Genomic DNA, 18149 nt, shown 5'->3' with positions numbered 1-18149 from the left:
ACAATATACTATTATAGGAATATACAGAATATTAAGCAATTGAATTTTGAAAAAAAAGAGCATTAATATGCGTAATGGCTAAAATGAAATGGTACAATAAGGTTAAACTGGAGCGTTGCTATGCTTTTTTAGCGTGACTGAAACTCAGTAAAATTTATAGAGCAGTCGTTCCTGTATTCATTAAACTTCATATCTCCCCCAGAAAACGGATTTTATCCTTTTTTGATGAAGTGTTTAAAAAGAATTCTCAGCAGAAAAGGGGTTTTTATATGACAACTAAGAAGCAAATAAAAAGTGATTTGCAAATTGCACAAGAGGCAACGATTAAACCGATTAAAGAGATTGCCGAGCAGCTAGATATTTTAGAGGCCGAGTTAGAGCCGTATGGACATTATAAAGCCAAGCTTTCTTTGTCCGTTATGGAACGTTTACACACAAAACAAGATGGAAAAGTGATTTTAGTTACAGCTATTAATCCAACTCCAGCAGGAGAAGGGAAGTCGACAGTGACGGTTGGCTTAGCTCAGGCATTACATAGATTAGGTAAAAAAGCGATTGTCGCCATGCGTGAACCATCTCTTGGTCCGGTAATGGGAATTAAAGGAGGTGCCGCTGGAGGAGGTTATGCTCAAGTGCTTCCAATGGAGGATATTAACTTGCACTTTACTGGAGACCTGCATGCCATCACAACAGCTAACAACGCGCTGGCCGCTATTTTGGATAACCATATACATCAAGGCAATGAACTGCGCATTGATACACGTAAAATCACGTGGAAACGAGTGGTTGATTTAAACGACCGCGCGTTGCGTCAGGTTGTCATTGGATTAGGTGGTCCGATGCAAGGTGTTCCTCGAGAAGATGGATTTGATATTACGGTGGCATCAGAAATTATGGCTATTTTCTGCTTAGCGTCAGATTTACAAGACTTAAAACGTCGCTTAGCGTCTATTGTGGTAGCTTACAACATGGATAATGAGCCTGTAACGGTTGCAGACTTAGGTGCACAAGGAGCGCTTACTCTTCTTTTAAAAGACGCGATTAAACCAAACCTTGTACAGACGTTGGAACATACTCCAGCTCTCATTCACGGAGGTCCTTTTGCTAATATTGCCCACGGCTGCAATAGCGTCATTGCAACAAAAATGGCTGCAAAACTAGGCGACTATGTAGTAACAGAAGCGGGATTCGGGGCAGATTTAGGCGCGGAAAAATTCCTAAATATTAAAGCTCGTATGGCAGATATTAAACCAGAAACGGTGGTAATCGTTGCGACAATTCGCGCTCTGAAAATGCATGGAGGCGTTCCTAAAGAGCGGTTAAATGAAGAAAACATTGAGGCATTAGAAGCGGGAATTGAAAACCTTGAAAAGCATATTGAAACGATTCAAGCATTCGGCGTTCCTTATGTTGTAGCCGTGAACCGTTTTGTAACGGATTCAAAAGGCGAAGTAGAAGCGCTTATGAATTGGTGTACTTCAAAGAATGTTCCCGTTGCTTTAACAGAAGTTTGGGAAAAAGGCGGAGAAGGCGGCGTCATGCTTGCTGAAAAACTTCTTGAAGTCATGAACGAGACAGAAAGTCAATTTTCTCCTCTTTACGAGGTGTCAGCTTCGATTCCAGAAAAAGTAGAAGCTATTGCTAAAACCGTATACGGAGCAAAAGGCGTAGAGTTTGCTCCAAAAGCGTTAAAGCAAATACAGCAATTTGAAGCAAACGGTTGGGATCATCTGCCGATCTGTATGGCCAAAACGCAGTATTCGTTAAGTGATGATCAGACGAAGCTTGGGCGACCAACTGATTTTAAGATTACGGTAAGGGAATTCCGTCCTTCACTCGGAGCTGGGTTTCTCGTGGCGCTAACAGGTTCAATTATGACAATGCCTGGACTTCCAAAAAAACCTGCTGCGCTCAATATGGATATTGACGAGAATGGACATGCACTAGGGATTTTTTAAGAGAAGAGGCTAGGGTAAGAGTATTTTAGTTGAAGGAAAATCCGAACGATGAAGCAAGATTCTTGATGAAGAATCAAACTCGTTCGGATTTTTTCATAGTTATGGTAAAAATAAGTTTCATGGGTGTAGTGGCTTCTAGATGTAGATTGGGTGGACTTAGTTGTGTCTCAATCTCTTTCTTGCAATATAAAATAAAATAACAGGTATGTTATGAATTAATTTGGCAAGAAAGAAGAAGAGCTGACTGTTCGTATTTTATAAAAAAGGAAGTAGTTGAAATGTTTGATCCGATTGTATTTGATAATTTAAAAGTTGTTGTAGAAGGAGAGATCTATGATCTTGACTTATCTGGGCAAGTATCTGTTACGAATCGCGAAGATTTTGTAGACTTAGCTCAGTTTACTCGAACGTACCGCATTTCTTTTCAACAGCATTTTTGCTGTACCGCGTCGCTAACTTTATCAACCGACTTAGACAACATTCATGCCGAATTAACGCCTTCCCGTGTAGAAAAACCAGGGTGTACAGTTTATATTCATTTTCAGCTGAAAAAACAAAAACCGTTTGAAGAAGCTGAGTTTCAAAACATACAGGAAATGTGTGAGAGGATCTGGGGAACAACAAGGGTTGTTAAGCAGCGTATTACTCATGAAGTCGGAGGAAGTGAATACGAAAACAATATTGAGGTAACCTTTAACCGATTTATTTACGAAGACCAAGTAGGAGATTTAATCGAGATGATTGATTACATGTTGCAAACGACTGATCAGCTAAAGGTTCTTTACGACAAATCATAAGAGCGTTTCAGTTGTACTTCCGAAATAAAGTGAATTACAATAGGGAAAAGGAGGCGTTTTGATGAGCGTGTATGAATACTCGGCAAAAACAATTAAAGACGAAGACGTATCGCTATCTAACTATCAAGGTGACGTGCTGTTGATTGTGAATACAGCTAGCAAATGCGGCTTCACCCCTCAATATAAAGATTTGCAGGCGCTGTACGAAGAAGAAAAAGAAAACGGCCTAACGGTTCTAGGTTTTCCTTGCAATCAGTTCGGTGGTCAAGAGCCAGGAAGTTCAAATGATATTGAACAATTTTGCGAGTTAAACTATGGCGTTTCGTTTCCGATGTTTGCAAAAGTAGATGTAAAAGGGGAGCATGCACACCCGTTATTTACATACTTAACAGAACAAGCACCGGGTCTACTAGGTTCCAAAGGGATAAAGTGGAATTTCACTAAGTTTTTAGTGAATCGTCAAGGTGAAGTCGTGAAGCGATACGCACCTCAAACTGCACCAAAAGATATTCAAAAAGATATAAAAGAATTGCTGTAAAAGCAGGTGGATCTCCATCTGTTTTTTATTTTTCAGCGAGGATTTTCAAACGGTGATCCGCTGTCAGTGAGACGAGCGCCTTACTTTGTGCTAAAATAATGGTGGATATAATTGAGGTGAGCAAATGAATAAAATAGTGGAAACGGAAAAGTGGGTTCAAGCAAAGCTTGCGCATGACACAACGGGTCATGACTGGCAGCATATCAATCGCGTGCGTCGAAATGCAGTGCTTTTATATAAAAAAGAAGGCGGCAATCGGGAAGTTATCGAACTAGCTGCGCTTTTACACGATGTTGTAGATGATAAGCTAGTGGAAGATGTTGAAAAGGCGTACGAAGAAGTGCGGGAGTGGCTGAAGAGTCAGCAGGTAGAAGAAGAGAACTGCAAGCATATCGTTCACATTTTACAAACGATGTCATTTAAAGGCGGAAACCGTCCGGCTATGGCTACGCTTGAAGGTCAAATTGTTCAAGATGCAGATCGTTTAGATGCGATCGGTGCAATTGGTATCGCACGTACGTTTATGTACGCAGGTGCTAAAGGCACGGTTTTGTATGATGAAAACATTGCTGTACGAAGTGAGATGACGGAAGAAGAATACAGACACGGGAAATCAACGGCTATTGCACATTTTTATGAAAAGTTATTAAAGCTCACTGCGTTAATGAATACTCAAACAGCATGGTCTCTAGCGCAAGAGCGACATACATATATGAAAGAATTTTTAGTTCAATTTAAGAAAGAGTGGAATTATCATTATGAAAATGCTGACTGTTGAAAACTTAACAAAAACGTATGGAGAAAAAGAGCTGTTTCATCAACTAACATTTACCATTACGGAAAATGAGCGAATCGGCTTAATCGGTGTAAACGGAACAGGGAAATCAACGCTTCTTAAAATTATCGCAGGTTTAGAGCTCGGGGACGAAGGAGATATTGTTCATGCTAAAGACTACAGCGTGACATATTTACCGCAGCATCCGGATTTTGATGAAGACTTAACGGTTTTGGAGCAAGTTTTCAGCGGAGATACGCCTCTTCTTAACTTATTAAAAAACTATGAGCTAGCTCTGTATGCGTTAGAGCAAGACTCTGCAAACGAAAAAAATCAGCAAACATTGTATGATTTGCAGCAGAAAATGGATGCGATGAACGCGTGGGAAGCCAATTCTAACGCACAGTCGATTTTAACGAAGCTTGGAATTTCAAATATGAGTGCAAAAATCGGTGAGCTTTCAGGTGGACAGAAAAAGCGCGTCTCCATTGCGCAAAGTCTAATTCAAACACCTGATTTACTGATCTTAGATGAGCCGACTAACCACTTAGATTATGAGACCGTTAAATGGCTCGAAGAATATTTATCCAGATATCAAGGAGCCGTGCTGCTTGTTACTCATGATCGCTATTTCTTGGATGCTGTTACAAACCGAATTTTTGAATTAGACGGTGGAAATTTATATAGCTATAAAGGAAACTATGCTGCTTTTCTAGAAGGAAAAGCGATTCGAGAAGAGCAGGAAAAAGCAACTCAAGCAAAATTAAGCAACTTATACCGCAATGAATTGGCTTGGATTCGCAGAGGAGCAAAAGCGCGTACGACTAAGCAAAAAGCGCGTATTCAGCGATTTGATGAATTAGAAGGGAAAATCGATTCCTCTGAAAAAGAATCACTGGATTTAAGTTTAGCAGGCAGTCGCCTTGGGAAAAAAGTGTTTGAATTAAAAGATGTGTCTAAGACGTATGAAAATAAAATCATTCTTTCAGACTTTACGCACATCGTGAAAAAACAAGATCGAATTGGAATTGTAGGAAAAAATGGAAGCGGAAAGTCTACTCTTTTGAATATGATTGCAGGACGCATTGAGCCGGACAGCGGTGAAATTGACAGAGGACAAACGGTTAAAGTTGCTTACTATACCCAAGAAAGCGATGATATGGACTTGAATCAACGCATGCTTGATTATATTAAAGAATCGGCAGAAGTTGTGCATACGACGGATGGGAAAATGATCTCTGCCTCGCAAATGCTTGAGAGATTTCTATTTCCTTCACATACGCACGGAACACCGATTCAAAAGTTGTCCGGAGGAGAGCGCCGTCGTTTATACTTGTTGAAATTATTAATGACATCGCCGAATGTATTGCTTCTAGATGAGCCGACTAATGATTTGGATACTCAAACGCTAACGGTGCTTGAAGACTATCTCGAAGAATTTCCAGGTGTTGTTATCACCGTATCGCATGATCGCTATTTCTTAGATAAAGTAGCAGATTACTTACTAGTTTTTGAAGGAGAAGGAAACATTTCGATTTATTTTGGAGCTTATACAGATCAATTGGAAGAAGCGATGAAGAAGCAGGCAATGGTTCAGCAGGCTAAAGTGAAAGAAGAAAAGCCAAAACAGCCGGAGAAAACGAAAAAGCGTCGTTTAACGTATAAAGAACAAAAAGAATGGGAAGAAATCGAAGATAATATTGCAGCAAAAGAAGAAGAAATTGAACGCTTAACAAGTGAAATTGAACAGGTGGGCAGCGATTATACAAAAGCGCATAACCTATCGTTAGAACAAGAAAAAGCAAATGAAGAATTAAGTGCACTGCTTGATCGCTGGGCAGAGCTTTCAGAGCTGATTGAAGAAATTGAAAACGCGTAAACAAGTCGTTAGACTGAGTATAAGCCACATGCTACAATTTTAATGAGAGGAGTACGATACGACATGAACATTAAATCAATTGAGCCAACGCCAAGTCCGAATACAATGAAAATTAATTTAGACGAAGTGCTATCAGGCGGAAAAAGCAATAACTATACGGAAAAAAATGCTGAAGCAGCCCCTGAAGTTGTTCAAGACATTTTGAAAGTAGAAGGGGTAAAAGGAGTCTACCACGTAGCGGACTTCTTGGCAGTAGAGCGAAATGCCAAATATGACTGGAAGCAAATTTTGCCGCAAGTTCGTGCAGCGTTTGGTGAAGATTTGCAAAGCAACAGTGAACAGCACAAAATGAATGAGCATTTTGGTGAGGTCAATGTGTCAGTTCAAATGTTCAAAAATGTACCGATGCAAGTCAAGCTAACGGACGGAAATGAAGAAAAGCGCTTTGGTCTGCCCGAGCGATTTGCAAAAGCGGTAGCAGAACTTCAACGTTTTTCAGATAATGTGGTATTAGAACGGAAATGGAAAGAACAAGGCGTTCGTTATGGAGAGTTATCGGCTATCGGAGACGAAGTAGTGGAAGAGTTAGCAGCAGCATATCCGCAAGAAAGATTAACTCGCCTTGTGTCTAATGCACAAGAAGAAAAAGAAGGCGGAAAAGTTGTACAGCCGCGTAAAACCTATAAAGTTACAGAAGAAATGTTAGAAGACAACGATTGGTCAGTGCGCTATGCCCATTTAGAACAAATGGATCCAACAGAAGCTGATTTAGACGTTTTAAATAAAGCGCTTGATGATGAAAAAGCATCTATTCGCCGCTTAGCTACGGTCTACTTAGGAATGATTGAATCAAAAGCGGTACTGCCTTATTTATACAAAGCATTAAAAGATAAATCAGTCACTGTGCGCCGTACTGCTGGAGACTGCATGTCAGATTTAGGTTTTGAAGAAGGTATTCCGGCAATGTGTGAAGCTCTTGGTGATAAAAACAAGCTTGTTCGCTGGCGTGCAGCTATGTATTTATACGAGGTAGGGGACGAGACGGCTCTTCCTGCATTAAAAGCAGCAGAGAATGATAAAGAATTTGAGGTAGATTTACAAATCAAGCTAGCAATTGAACGTATCGAAGGCGGAGAAGAAGCAAAAGGTTCTGTTTGGAAACAAATGACGGAAAGCAGAAAAGCATAAAAAAAGATCATTCACTTGAATGATCTTTTTTTACGACTGTTTTGCAGCGGGAGTTGGAAACTGCATAGGCTGCATAGTGTTATCAATTTTAATAGGCTGATAGCCCGACTGCTTTAAGTAAGTCAAAATAGCAGGAAGGGATTGTGCCGTAAAGGATTTATCATGAAATAAAATGACTGGTGTTCTTCCATTGGAGTTAACCCCTTGAATATGAGGTTCAAGGCCCTGAATAATTCTAGGTGCAGAACGAAGTGCCCAGTCTTCGCTGTCTACATTCCAGTCCCATAATTTAAAATGGCTTAGCAACTCTGTACGGTGGGGCTCTTTTAAATAAGGAACGCTGCCGTAAGGAACGCGGATTAACTTACTGTCAACACCGGTTACTTTCTTAACTGTCGCTTGACACTCCTGCATTTCTTTTAACGCTGCGCCATCTTCACTATACATGACATGAATATCATGAGAGACACCGTGACAGCCGATAGCATGTCCTTCCTGTGCTACTTTTTTAGCAATTTCAGGGTGAGCCTCAATTTGATGCTTTAACATAAAGAAAGTTGCTTTTACGTTATATTGACGCAAAGCATCTAAAATATGAAGGGTATCAGGTGTTGGGCCATCGTCAAACGTAAGGTAAACAGGCTGTGTAAGAGCTTGATTTTGATCGTTTAATGTATTTCCTACATACATATTATGGTGAAGTGTATTAAGCAGCTTCTCAGGCTGTACTGAAGATGCAGCTTCTTTCAGCGGCAAAGCAGTAGATGCTAAGACTTGCTGAGATGCAGCGGATTCACTTCCTTTGACTTCTGTAATAAAAAACAAAGAGGCGACGATCACTAACACTAAAGACAAAAATGCATAAAATCGTTTGTTTGGCTTAAATCGCTGGTTCAATTTGAAAATCCTTTCTACTAAACTACTATTTACTACTATAGTACAAAAAATGGAATATTAATAGTAAAAATCGACATTTTTATGGAAAAAAATTAGATGATATGACCCGGTTTTAATCTTTTTTGTCAAATGAAAAATGAGAATGGGACAACGATAAGGATTTGAAGAGTGAGTAGCTAGATTTTTCCTGGTTTTTATAGTATGCTTTTAGCGTGAATGATTGTTAGGAGGAATGTTAATATGTCAATGGCATATGAAGAATATATGCGTCAGTTAGTTAAACCAATGCGTCAAGAATTAACTCAAGCTGGTTATGAAGAATTAACAACAGAGGAAGCCGTAGTTGATTTTATGGAAAACGTAGAAGGAACAACTTTTGTTGTCGTTAATTCAGTTTGTGGATGCGCTGCTGGTTTAGCACGTCCTGCAGCAACGCAAGCGTACTTACAGTCTGAGCAAAAACCAGATCAAGTGGTAACTGTTTTTGCCGGTCAAGATAAGGAAGCAACAGCTAAAATGCGTGAATATTTTGGGGACATTGAGCCTTCATCACCGTCTATGGCGCTTTTAAAAGGAAAAGAAGTCGTTCATTTTATTCCTCGACATGAAATTGAAGGTCAGCCGTTAGAAGTTATTTTTGAAAACATTTTAAATGGCTTTAAGCAGCACTGTTCATAAAATGTCCTGCTTTTGTCACATCTAGTATATAGATTTTTAGAGAAAAATCGCATATACTTTATAAGAAAAAGGATGTCTATCGGCATCCTTTTTCTTTATGTAAATAGCCAAACAGTGTAGGGGGAGTTATGAAAGTGATTGTTACGACTGCTGGTCGAACAAATGAACAGATGATTGTAAAAGCCAAACAAGTAGCCGCTGATTTAAGTATACCTTTTGTAGTAAGAGAGAAGAAATCCGTTGCAGATCTTCAGAATCTTCAAGCTGCAGACGTGCTGGTTGTCGGTAAGAATAGAGTAGAGTTGCACGTTCAAAATGAAGAGGAACCTATTTTTTTTCATCCAAATTCCGCTATGTTTAGAGTGAAGAGATGGCTGCGCGGAGAACGTGATGCGTTTATTGAAGCTGCTGGTTTAGAAAAAGGAATGAGCGTGCTTGACTGTACACTTGGTCTTGCATCGGATAGTATGATGGCGAGCGCAGCGGTAGGGAAAAGCGGGAAAGTTGTCGGACTAGAAGGCAACCGCTATGTAGCTTATTTAGTCAAACAAGGACTTTTAAATTGGGAAAGTGACGTACAAGAGTTGAACGATGCAATGAAGCGTATAAACGTGGTTCATCAAAATTTTGAATCGTTTTTGGCGTGTTGTGAAGATAATTCTTTTGATGTTGTCTACTTTGATCCTATGTTTCAAGAGCAAATTGATGAATCGAATGGAATTAACGGTATTAAAGCAATAGCACTGTATACTACGCTGACGCCAATAGCTATACAAGAAGCAAAAAGAGTAGCCAAACAAAAGATCGTGCTAAAAGATCATTGGAAAAGCAGTCGTTTTGAAGAACATGGATTTACCGTACAAAAACGAAAAACATCAAAATTTCATTACGGGACAATTGATATACAATAATAAACAAAAAAGTAAAATGAGTTCCGATCATTGAAAAGACTTCCAAAACCTTTTAGGAATTAAAAAGTTTTGGAAGTTTTTTTTATGAATTTCATCTAAAGTTCATAAAAGTATGATATATTTTTGAACATAAAAATACTTTTGTGTTTAAGCATCCAGCAAAAAAGGAATATCTTGTATAGATTTCCGCTCGGTGTGACAACCTCAAACAGAAGAAGGAAGGTGCTAACTAAAAAGTCTTCGAATGCCCGTAGGCAGCATAAATGAATAAGCAAATATAGGTAAAAAATTAATAAGTATGTTACAATACCTAGTGAGTTATAACAATGAATTTTACGATATGAAAAGACCATATGGGAAAAGATGAGAAAGGAAAGATACGAATGCCTAGATGGATAAAAAGAATGCTAGTTGTATTTATTACAGTATTTACATTTGGGCTTGTCACTCCACCAGAATATTTATACGTTGATGATGCAAAAGCGGACAAGCAACATAAAGCAGGGTATGTAAGAGAAACAACTCCTGTCACAGCTGTTATAGAAGATATTCATTTGCCATATGAAGAACCAAAATATGAAGACGTTTCATCATTTGTTACTTATGCAATGGAATCAGCTGAAAAACAGTCAGTGGAAAAATTCGGAACAAAAATTGGGCCTGTCATTGAAGATGAATTTCGTCAAGCAGTGTTACCTAAAATTGAAGAAGTGCTGACCGACATTGGCACTGAACGTGAACAGTCAATTCAGAATCTCGAGATAAGCGAGCATCCTGCTGCTGGCTACGGTGAAAAGATTTTCCATGTATATGACCGGGAGACCGGTCAGGACTTAATACGGTTTCACGTACGGCGTGAAAATCCTCCAAAAGATGGATACTGGTTTAATTTTCACTATCATGCGGCTGCAGATAATTTTCAAAAGCATTATGATTTAGGGAAAATTTATTGGAACCGAAACATGCCGCCTAAATGGTTTAGCTGATAATAGACACAACATTCTACGATTTCGAAATGTTAGCTTTTTTAAGCTAGCATTTTTTTACGTCTAAAACCGTTATGGTCTAAATAAGCTGAAACATTAGCACAACGATAAAAAAATCGTTTATAATGAAGTCAGACTTCTTACCATAGAATAGTGAGAAGGAACGAATAGATGCTGGAGGTAACACAATGAAACAATTTACGGAAGAAAAACAATTTCGCGAACAAATTAAGAACGAAACACTAAGCGTTGGGATTTTTACGACAACGTGGTGTCCTGATTGCAAACGTTTGGATATGTTCATTGATGAAATCGTTGACGAAAATACAGATAAAGCATGGTTTAAAATTGACAAGGATGAGTTTGAAGAACTTTCTGCTGAAAACAATGTAATGGGTATTCCTTCTCTTCTTGTATATAAAAACGGTGAAAAAATTGCACACTTGCACAGTGCAAATGCTAAAACGCCTGAAGCGGTCCGTGAATTTTTAGCAACTCTTTAATTCCTTAAGCTGCGAGAGCATTCTCGCAGCTTTTTTTGTGAGAATGGCTATTTCCATTTTTCCATGAGTGGGGTATACTAGGACAAGTGAATAATCGTAAAGCAATAAGGTCTCAATTTAAAGATTGAGTGAAAAGGGAAGTCTGGTGAAAAACCAGCGCGGTCCCGCCACTGTAAGCGCTTTGTGCGTAAGTCAGGAGACCTGCCTTATTGTTAGCTGTGAAACCTTCGAGGAAGGGTGAAGCAGGGTAATGAACATACATATCAAGTATAGTGAACGGATTCTTTTCCTGCTTATCTTGACGTTACCTGCTTTGCTTTCAATTGAAAGTAAAGCTTTTTTATTTTGAAGCTGCCGGCGAGCAGTATACATAGTCAAAGCGGAAAAACGGGATAGCGCTGCTTTTTGCATGATCATTTGCTTTTTCTTTAACGTGGAGGTTTCGTATTCACAATGAACAATATATAGGGGGAGTATTTAGATGAAAAAATGGCTTTCGTATTCCATTATTGCACTGTTAGTCATCGTACTTGCTGCATGCGGTGCAGGCAGCCAAAGCAACAGTGATAAAAAAACGAAGCAAGATACGGCACAAACGTCACAAGCTGCATTTCCAGTGAAGGTAAAAGACGCGCGTGATAAAGAAATTACGTTGAAAAAACAGCCTAAGAAAATTGTTTCATTAATGCCAAGTAATACGGAGATTGTATATGCCCTTGGCCTTGAAAAAGAATTAGTCGGTGTTACAAGCAACGATGATTATCCTAAAAGCGTAAAGAAAAAAGCGCAGGTAGGAGATATGAACGTTAATGCAGAAAAAGTTATTGCTTTAAATCCTGATTTAGTGCTGGCACACGCTTCAAGTATGGGAGTTTCGGATGAAGTATTTAAACAAATTGAAAGTGCGGGTATTCCGGTATTTGTTGTAAAAGATTCAACAACGTTTGATACGGTTTATGATTCTATTACGCAAATCGGTAAATTAACAGGTAAAACAAAAGAAGCTAATCAAACAATTAAAGACATGAAAGAAAAAGTAGCTTCAATTGAGAAAAAAGCAAAAACGATTTCAAAAGAAGATCGTAAAAAAGTATGGATAGAGGTATCAGGAGCTCCTGAGATTTATACAACAGGAAAAGGTACGTTCATGAACGAAATGCTTACTATGATCGGTGCTGATAACGTAGCGGGTAGTGAAAAGGGTTGGGTTAAGTTTTCTGAAGAGCAAGTTGTTAAGTTAAACCCTGACGTTATTATCGCAACGTATGATGCAGACAAAAATGAGATTATGAAGCGTCCCGCTTGGAGCAGCATGACTGCTGTAAAAGAGGGTAACATCGAGAAGGTTGATCAAAACAAAATCAACCGCTTAGGACCTCGTATTGTAGATGGCTTAGAGGACTTAGCAAAAGCAGTATACCCTGAGGTGTACAATAAATAAGAAGAGGGACCATATTCCAGTTCGAATCGAAAAGGGGATTGGTCCCTTTTCACATCTTAAAATTGAAGAACGGCCTGAGCTTTTAATCATGAAAACCGAGACTTCTTATAAAACATACAGCTCAGGGGTTTTAGGAACAGGCATTACGGAAACGGATACCTTTTACAATCGATTTGTTCACAAAGACTATTATTCAGATACTCCTTCTATGGAGTATGAGCAATATTTGATGAAAGAAAATGTACGCCATGAGCAAATCGTAGGGTTGATGACAGCCGTTTGGTTAAAAGAAAGAGCGGTTTACTGTTATGAAGGCTACGGAGTAAGAGTAGCTTCCGTGATAACGGCTGGAGTAGGAAACGCAGTAGATATTACAGCTGACGAAGCTGTCCCGTTCTATTCCTCTCCCGGTACAATTAATATGTTTTTTTTCGTGGAAGGTACGCTTACGGATGCTGCGTTTTTACAGCTTTTTATTGCGGCCACAGAAGCTAAAACAAAAACGCTGTCACAGCTGGGGGTCATAGATCCAGCTACAAAGACGATTGCTACGGGAACATCTACGGACAGCATCTCAGTTGCAGCGTCTCAGCAAGGACCATTATATGAATATGCAGGCTCTATGACCGCTTTAGGTCAAGCGGTAGCCAAGCTGGTGAAAATAAGCTTAGAGCAGGGACTTAAGGGAAAGAGGTGAAAAAATGAGTATTACACAAGCGATAATTGCACACATGACGGCCATGACGATTGCTTTACTAATTGACCGAATCATAGGCGACCCCGAAAATTGGCCGCATCCCGTTCGCTGGTTTGGCAAGTGGATTTATTGGATGGATTCCAGATTAAATAAAGGTGTAGGAAAACGATTCAAAGGATTGCTTCTTGTGATAAGTATGGCTGTGCTAGCAGGAGTTGTTCCCTTTTTGTTCCTCCATGCTTTGTACGGAGTTGATTTTATAGCAGGTGTTTTAGTAGAGGGCGTAATGATTGCGACTACTATATCCACTCGTTCTTTAAGCGAAGCTGCTTATAAGGTACAAAAGCCGCTTCAGCTAGGAGATATGGAGAAAGCTAGATATGAAGTAAGTATGATTGTGGGACGAGATACAGATCGTTTGTCAGAAGGAGAAATTGCCAGAGCGACGGTAGAGACCGTGGCTGAAAATACAAGTGATGGTATTACAGCTCCGCTTTTTTATGCATTTATAGGAGGAGGAGCCCTAGCCTTTTTTTACCGAGCTATTAACACATGTGATTCGATGGTTGGGTACAAAAATGACCGCTACTTTCTGTTCGGCTACTTTAGTGCAAAAACCGATGACGTATTAAACTATATTCCAAGTCGGCTAACTGCAGTAGTGATGACGGCTGTTAATGTAGTAAAAAGCCAGTATTCTCTGGGGCATGTAACGAGTTTGATTAAGCGTGATGCTAAGAAGCATCCAAGCCCAAATAGCGGATACGGGGAAAGCGCAGTGGCTGCTCTTTTAGGTATTCAACTCGGCGGGCTTAATACATATAAAGGCATAGAATCTAATCGTGCAAAAATGGGTGAACCACTCATTCCCCTGCAAGCCGGTCATATTGAACAAGCTGTTTTCATTATGAAAAGGACGGTCTATGCTACGTGGTTATTATATCTTTTGTTAGGAGGAGTTATTAGTGCTATTACCTACACATGGAGCTAATCCTAATGTCTTTTTAAAAGCAATAGGGGCCGAGAATTTATCGCATATAAAAGACTTTAGCGTGAATACAAATCCTTTAGGGGCTCCCCTTGTGCTTCACGAAAAGTGGAACGAATTCAAGGATGCAGCGTTTAGTTATCCTGATCCTCAAGTAACAGAGCTGAAAAATAAACTTGCAGCTCATCATCATGTTTCAGCTGCTCAAGTGCTACCTACAAATGGCGCCGCTGAAGCGTTTTTCCTTATTGCTTCGTTATTTTCAGGAGAGAAAGCAGGGATTGTACAGCCGACCTTCGTTGAATATGAACAGGCAAGTAAAGCTTATGGATGTGAAGTGACATACGTTCCTTTAGCTGAAGAAAATGGCTGGAGCTGGGATATAGAGTTGATTATGAGTATTCTTCCGGACATAAAAGTACTGTGGATTTGCCATCCAAATAATCCAACGGGTGTTATGTATAGTCATGAGGAATGGATGAAAGTAGTAAAAGCTGCTGCTCATCATGGTACATACTTAATAATTGATGAGGCATTCATTGATTTTGTCGAACATCAGCCTTCATTTGATTCTCTTATTCTGGATTATGAGCATATCATTGTGGTGCGTTCCATGACAAAGATGTTTAATATTGCCGGGCTTCGTCTTGGCTATATTTTGGCAAATGAAAAAATCATTAGCAAGATGTCTAAAAAGCAGCCTCCTTGGAGTGTAAATGGATTGTCGCAGCAAGTAGGAATGATATGTGTGGATGAAAAAGATTTTGTGAAAAAAACCGTACATTATATTAAACAAGAACGGGAACGGATCTTGAGTCAACTAAAGGAATGGGGGCTTTTGGTTTCTCCTTCTCAAACAAACTATTATCTTTGCAGCGTTCCGTCTTCTATTAAAACGCGCGAATGGCTTGTCTATTTAGCAAGCCATGGAGTGGTAGCTCGTCATACTGAAAACTTTCCATTTTTAAATGGACGCTATATCCGTTTGGCCGTGAAAACGAAAGAAGAAAATGACTATTTACTTAAAGTAATCAAACAAGGACTCGATGAAATATGATCATCTTTATTAGCGGAGGCGTTCGAAGCGGAAAATCACGTGGAGCGGAGAATATGGTTCAAACTTTTTGTACAAAGCGCGCTGTTTATATTGCCACAAGCAGGCAAACAGATAAGGAAATGCAAAAACGCATCCAGCTTCATCAAAAAGAACGTCAAGCAGCGAACACGCCTTGGGTAACGATCGAACAGTCTGTAAATTTACAACAAATTTTGCCAAATCTTCAAAGTGATGATGCTATACTTTTGGATTGTGTCACGAATTGGCTTGCCAATGAGCTTTTTTTAACAGAAAGAAGGTGGCAAACAAAAGAAGGGAAACAAGCGGTTTTTCTTCATATGATAGAAACGCTCGATAAGCTGTTTGCGCAGTCTCAGACGGTTGTGCTAGTATCTAATGAACTGTTTGAAGCGGGCGTATTAGAAGAGCCCACATATAGCTATATGAAGATGTTAGGGAAATTACATCAGTATATTGTAGAAAAAGCAGATGTGGCTATTTGTGTAGAAGCGGGAATTTATCGTTTTAAAAAAGGAAAGGAATGTGTAGATATATGAAAGAATGGATAGCTATACTACGAATTTCTCTCCAGTTTTTTACGATCTTACCACTGGCTAAAACCGTTCAATGGACTGAAAAAAGAACGGCACGCTCACTTTTTGTGCTGCCTTGGATTGGTATGTTACTAGGCTTGATGTTTTATAGCTTTTTACAGCTGCTTCAATCTTCACCTATCACTACGATTGTTGATAGTATTTTAGTTTTGCTTTTACCGCTTGTTTTAACGGGTGGCCTTCATTTAGACGGCTGGATGGACGTAAGCGATGCGTATTTTTCTCATCAGTCAAAGGAAAAAAAACTGCAGATTTTAAGTGATCCGCACGTTGGGTCTTTTGCTATTCTTTCTCTTATGGTTCTGCTGCTGCTGCGTTTTAGTGCGATCTATGAATTAGTGTCTCTTTCTTCTTTATCAATTTGGGCATGCTTAATTGTCTTTACGCTTCCAAGAATTGGAGCAGCCTTTTTGTTGTTGAGAGATAAGCCCGCTAAAGAGACGGGTCTGGCTGCATATTTTCAAAAAGGAGTCACCAAACGGTCTATTTACGGATTTATCATCATGAGCCTATTCTTAGTTGCTATTTTCGTTATTTTTATGGACAATAAATTCATTATTCTTTTCTTTGCCGGTTTTCTATGGCTCTGGATACGATTTTATCGTTCGCAGTTTGGTGGCGTAACAGGAGATGTTATAGGGGCAACCATTGAAGGAGGAGAAACGCTTTTATGGATAATTCTTTGGTTATCACATGTATTCGTCACGGCATGACGCTTGAAAATCAACAGAAAAAATATATAGGGTGGAGTGATCCGCCTTTAAGTATAGAAGGGAAAAATGAATTGAAAGAGCTTTTTCTAGAACCTCAGCTCGTTATTTCCAGTGACTTAAAAAGAGCGCTAGAAACAAGTGCAGTTGTTTTTCCAAAATCTCAGGTGGTTAAAAGTAAAAATTGGCGTGAGCTGCATTTTGGAGATTGGGAAGAGAAGACGTATGAAGATTTAAAAAACATACGGGCGTATAGAAATTGGATTGATCACTGGACAGAACATACGCCTCCGAATGGTGAAAGCTTCTCAAGCTTTTCAAACCGAATTTGGGCAGCGTGGGAAGAAGCGGTCGATTTGGCGGCCAGTCAGCAATTGCGTCACATTGCTATTGTTTCACACGGCGGACCGCTGCGTTTACTTGCATCCCACTTTAAACAGACAGCGTCGCTTTGGGATGTTTCTTTTTCTTATGGAGAAGGTTTTTCAGTAGCGTGTACATACAAACAGGCAAAGGAGAGAAGAGCATGCATTTCGTATTCGGCGGTGCATTTACCGGCAAAAGAAAATGGGTGAAGCAGCATTATGCCAGTGAGTCGGTAAAATGGCATTGTTTGTATGAAGACCCTGTTTTACCAGCGCTTGAGTTCGAAGAAAGTTACATAGTGCTAGAAGGATTTGAGCACTATGTTAAGGAATTAATACATAGCGAGCTGGAGTCTCCGCACCTTGTTGTTAAAAAGTTAATACAGAAGTGGAGAGACAGCGGTGTATGGGAAAAGTTAATAGTGATTGGAACTGAAGTCGGCAAAGGGATTGTTCCTTTAGATCCAACAGAGCGGCAGTGGAGAGATGAATGCGGGTATGCGTATCAGCATTTAGCGGCATATGCCCGGAAAGTAGATCACATTTGGTACGGAATTGCTAATCGATTGAAGGAGGAAATATAATGAACATTTACACAAAAACAGGGGACAAAGGGCAGACAAGCTTAATTGGAGGACGAGTAAATAAAGATGATATTCGAGTGGAAGCATACGGTACGATTGATGAGCTAAATGGCTTTGTAGGTCAAGCGATTTATCAGCTGGATGAAACAACATTAAAAGATGTAAAAGAAGAGCTAATTACGATTCAACATGAGCTTTTTGACTGTGGAAGTGATTTAGCATTTGCAAAAGATGATCATCCGTACAAAGTAACAAACGACATGATATCAGTACTTGAAAAGCGCATTGATGTCTATATGTCAGAAGCGCCGGCCATTGAGCGTTTTATTTTACCTGGAGGCACACCTGCAGCGACAACGCTTCATATTTGCCGGACGATTACACGCCGCGCAGAACGGCTTGTTGTTGGCGTGCAGCGTGAGTATAAAATTAATGCGGCGGTGCTTCAGTATTTAAATCGTTTATCCGATTATTTCTTTGCTGCGGCTCGAATCGCTAACGCGCGAGAAAATGTACAAGATGTAGAATATATTCGCAGTGCCAAAGTATTTAAACAGCCTAAAAAATAAGGTATAAAAAACGG

The 18149-nt window shown here is 39.6% G+C and carries 20 protein-coding genes and 1 riboswitch; of the genes, 19 read left to right on the top strand and 1 reads right to left on the bottom strand.

Features of this window, described 5'->3' with window-relative positions; genetic code table 11:
- Nucleotides 1–269 precede the first annotated feature (269 nt).
- The 6 genes from LAV82_RS20370 to LAV82_RS20345 all read left to right on the top strand — a co-directional run bounded on the left by LAV82_RS20370 (nt 270) and on the right by LAV82_RS20345 (nt 7135).
- Nucleotides 270–1958 (top strand): formate--tetrahydrofolate ligase, encoded by a 1689-nt coding sequence (locus LAV82_RS20370; RefSeq protein ID WP_499716798.1) that lies wholly within the window; start codon nt 270–272, stop codon nt 1956–1958.
- A gap of 278 nt (nt 1959–2236) precedes the next feature.
- Entirely contained in the window at nt 2237–2755 is a 519-nt protein-coding gene (locus LAV82_RS20365) for a hypothetical protein (protein ID WP_025752028.1), read from the top strand.
- A gap of 61 nt (nt 2756–2816) precedes the next feature.
- Nucleotides 2817–3293 carry a glutathione peroxidase gene (locus LAV82_RS20360; protein WP_025752029.1) on the top strand — a complete coding sequence of 159 codons (477 nt, stop codon included), beginning with the start codon at nt 2817–2819 and terminating at the stop codon, nt 3291–3293.
- Between the two features lie 124 nt (nt 3294–3417).
- Nucleotides 3418–4071 (top strand): HD domain-containing protein, encoded by a 654-nt coding sequence (locus LAV82_RS20355; RefSeq protein ID WP_211079611.1) that lies wholly within the window; start codon nt 3418–3420, stop codon nt 4069–4071.
- Nucleotides 4052–5947 carry an ABC-F family ATP-binding cassette domain-containing protein gene (locus LAV82_RS20350; protein ID WP_499716797.1) on the top strand — a complete coding sequence of 632 codons (1896 nt, stop codon included), beginning with the start codon at nt 4052–4054 and terminating at the stop codon, nt 5945–5947. Before LAV82_RS20355 ends, LAV82_RS20350 begins: the two co-directional genes overlap by 20 nt.
- A gap of 63 nt (nt 5948–6010) precedes the next feature.
- Nucleotides 6011–7135, top strand: coding sequence for a conserved virulence factor C family protein (locus LAV82_RS20345; RefSeq protein WP_013056691.1), 1125 nt, complete (start codon nt 6011–6013; stop codon nt 7133–7135).
- Between the two features lie 30 nt (nt 7136–7165).
- Here LAV82_RS20345 and LAV82_RS20340 read toward each other — a convergent pair whose 3' ends face one another.
- Entirely contained in the window at nt 7166–8032 is an 867-nt protein-coding gene (locus tag LAV82_RS20340) for a polysaccharide deacetylase family protein (RefSeq protein ID WP_176528289.1), read from the bottom strand.
- Between the two features lie 240 nt (nt 8033–8272).
- Between LAV82_RS20340 and LAV82_RS20335 the strand changes: the two genes are divergently transcribed.
- From LAV82_RS20335 to LAV82_RS20275, 13 genes are all read left to right on the top strand, one after another.
- Nucleotides 8273–8710: a BrxA/BrxB family bacilliredoxin gene (locus LAV82_RS20335; RefSeq protein WP_013056693.1), complete on the top strand. Its 438-nt coding sequence runs from the start codon at nt 8273–8275 to the stop codon at nt 8708–8710.
- A 134-nt stretch (nt 8711–8844) separates the two neighbouring features.
- The gene (locus tag LAV82_RS20330; protein ID WP_499716846.1) at nt 8845–9621 is read left to right on the top strand and encodes a class I SAM-dependent methyltransferase; all 777 of its coding nucleotides are present in this window, start codon (nt 8845–8847) and stop codon (nt 9619–9621) included.
- 383 nt (nt 9622–10004) lie between these two features.
- The gene (locus tag LAV82_RS20325) at nt 10005–10607 is read left to right on the top strand and encodes a YpjP family protein (protein WP_025752035.1); all 603 of its coding nucleotides are present in this window, start codon (nt 10005–10007) and stop codon (nt 10605–10607) included.
- Between the two features lie 188 nt (nt 10608–10795).
- Nucleotides 10796–11110 carry a thioredoxin family protein gene (locus LAV82_RS20320; RefSeq protein ID WP_013056696.1) on the top strand — a complete coding sequence of 105 codons (315 nt, stop codon included), beginning with the start codon at nt 10796–10798 and terminating at the stop codon, nt 11108–11110.
- A gap of 90 nt (nt 11111–11200) precedes the next feature.
- Nucleotides 11201–11333, top strand: a riboswitch (cobalamin riboswitch).
- A 258-nt stretch (nt 11334–11591) separates the two neighbouring features.
- Complete coding sequence (locus tag LAV82_RS20315) at nt 11592–12551, top strand: ABC transporter substrate-binding protein (protein WP_013056697.1); 960 nt, start codon at nt 11592–11594, stop codon at nt 12549–12551.
- Nucleotides 12532–13248: an adenosylcobinamide amidohydrolase gene (locus LAV82_RS20310; RefSeq protein ID WP_491009143.1), complete on the top strand. Its 717-nt coding sequence runs from the start codon at nt 12532–12534 to the stop codon at nt 13246–13248. The genes LAV82_RS20315 and LAV82_RS20310 overlap by 20 nt, the downstream gene beginning before the upstream one ends.
- Nucleotides 13249–13252: 4 nt before the next feature.
- Complete coding sequence (gene cbiB, locus LAV82_RS20305; protein WP_098278111.1) at nt 13253–14239, top strand: adenosylcobinamide-phosphate synthase CbiB; 987 nt, start codon at nt 13253–13255, stop codon at nt 14237–14239.
- A complete protein-coding gene (gene cobD, locus LAV82_RS20300; RefSeq protein WP_013056700.1) occupies nt 14214–15293 on the top strand; it encodes a threonine-phosphate decarboxylase CobD in 1080 nt (359 codons plus the stop codon). Before cbiB ends, cobD begins: the two co-directional genes overlap by 26 nt.
- Nucleotides 15290–15850: a bifunctional adenosylcobinamide kinase/adenosylcobinamide-phosphate guanylyltransferase gene (locus LAV82_RS20295; protein WP_029321347.1), complete on the top strand. Its 561-nt coding sequence runs from the start codon at nt 15290–15292 to the stop codon at nt 15848–15850. Before cobD ends, LAV82_RS20295 begins: the two co-directional genes overlap by 4 nt.
- Entirely contained in the window at nt 15847–16620 is a 774-nt protein-coding gene (gene cobS / locus LAV82_RS20290; RefSeq protein ID WP_013056702.1) for an adenosylcobinamide-GDP ribazoletransferase, read from the top strand. The genes LAV82_RS20295 and cobS overlap by 4 nt, the downstream gene beginning before the upstream one ends.
- Complete coding sequence (locus LAV82_RS20285) at nt 16578–17192, top strand: histidine phosphatase family protein (protein WP_013056703.1); 615 nt, start codon at nt 16578–16580, stop codon at nt 17190–17192. Before cobS ends, LAV82_RS20285 begins: the two co-directional genes overlap by 43 nt.
- Nucleotides 17144–17566 (top strand): bifunctional adenosylcobinamide kinase/adenosylcobinamide-phosphate guanylyltransferase, encoded by a 423-nt coding sequence (locus LAV82_RS20280; RefSeq protein WP_029321350.1) that lies wholly within the window; start codon nt 17144–17146, stop codon nt 17564–17566. Before LAV82_RS20285 ends, LAV82_RS20280 begins: the two co-directional genes overlap by 49 nt.
- Nucleotides 17566–18135 (top strand): cob(I)yrinic acid a,c-diamide adenosyltransferase, encoded by a 570-nt coding sequence (locus LAV82_RS20275; protein ID WP_013056705.1) that lies wholly within the window; start codon nt 17566–17568, stop codon nt 18133–18135. The genes LAV82_RS20280 and LAV82_RS20275 overlap by 1 nt, the downstream gene beginning before the upstream one ends.
- Nucleotides 18136–18149: the final 14 nt, after the last annotated feature.

Source organism: Bacillus sp. ILBB4, from assembly GCF_035064545.1.
GTDB lineage: Bacteria > Bacillota > Bacilli > Bacillales > Bacillaceae_H > Priestia.
Note: the sequence above shows the minus strand (reverse complement) of the source record. Positions and strands in the feature narration are given on the sequence as shown.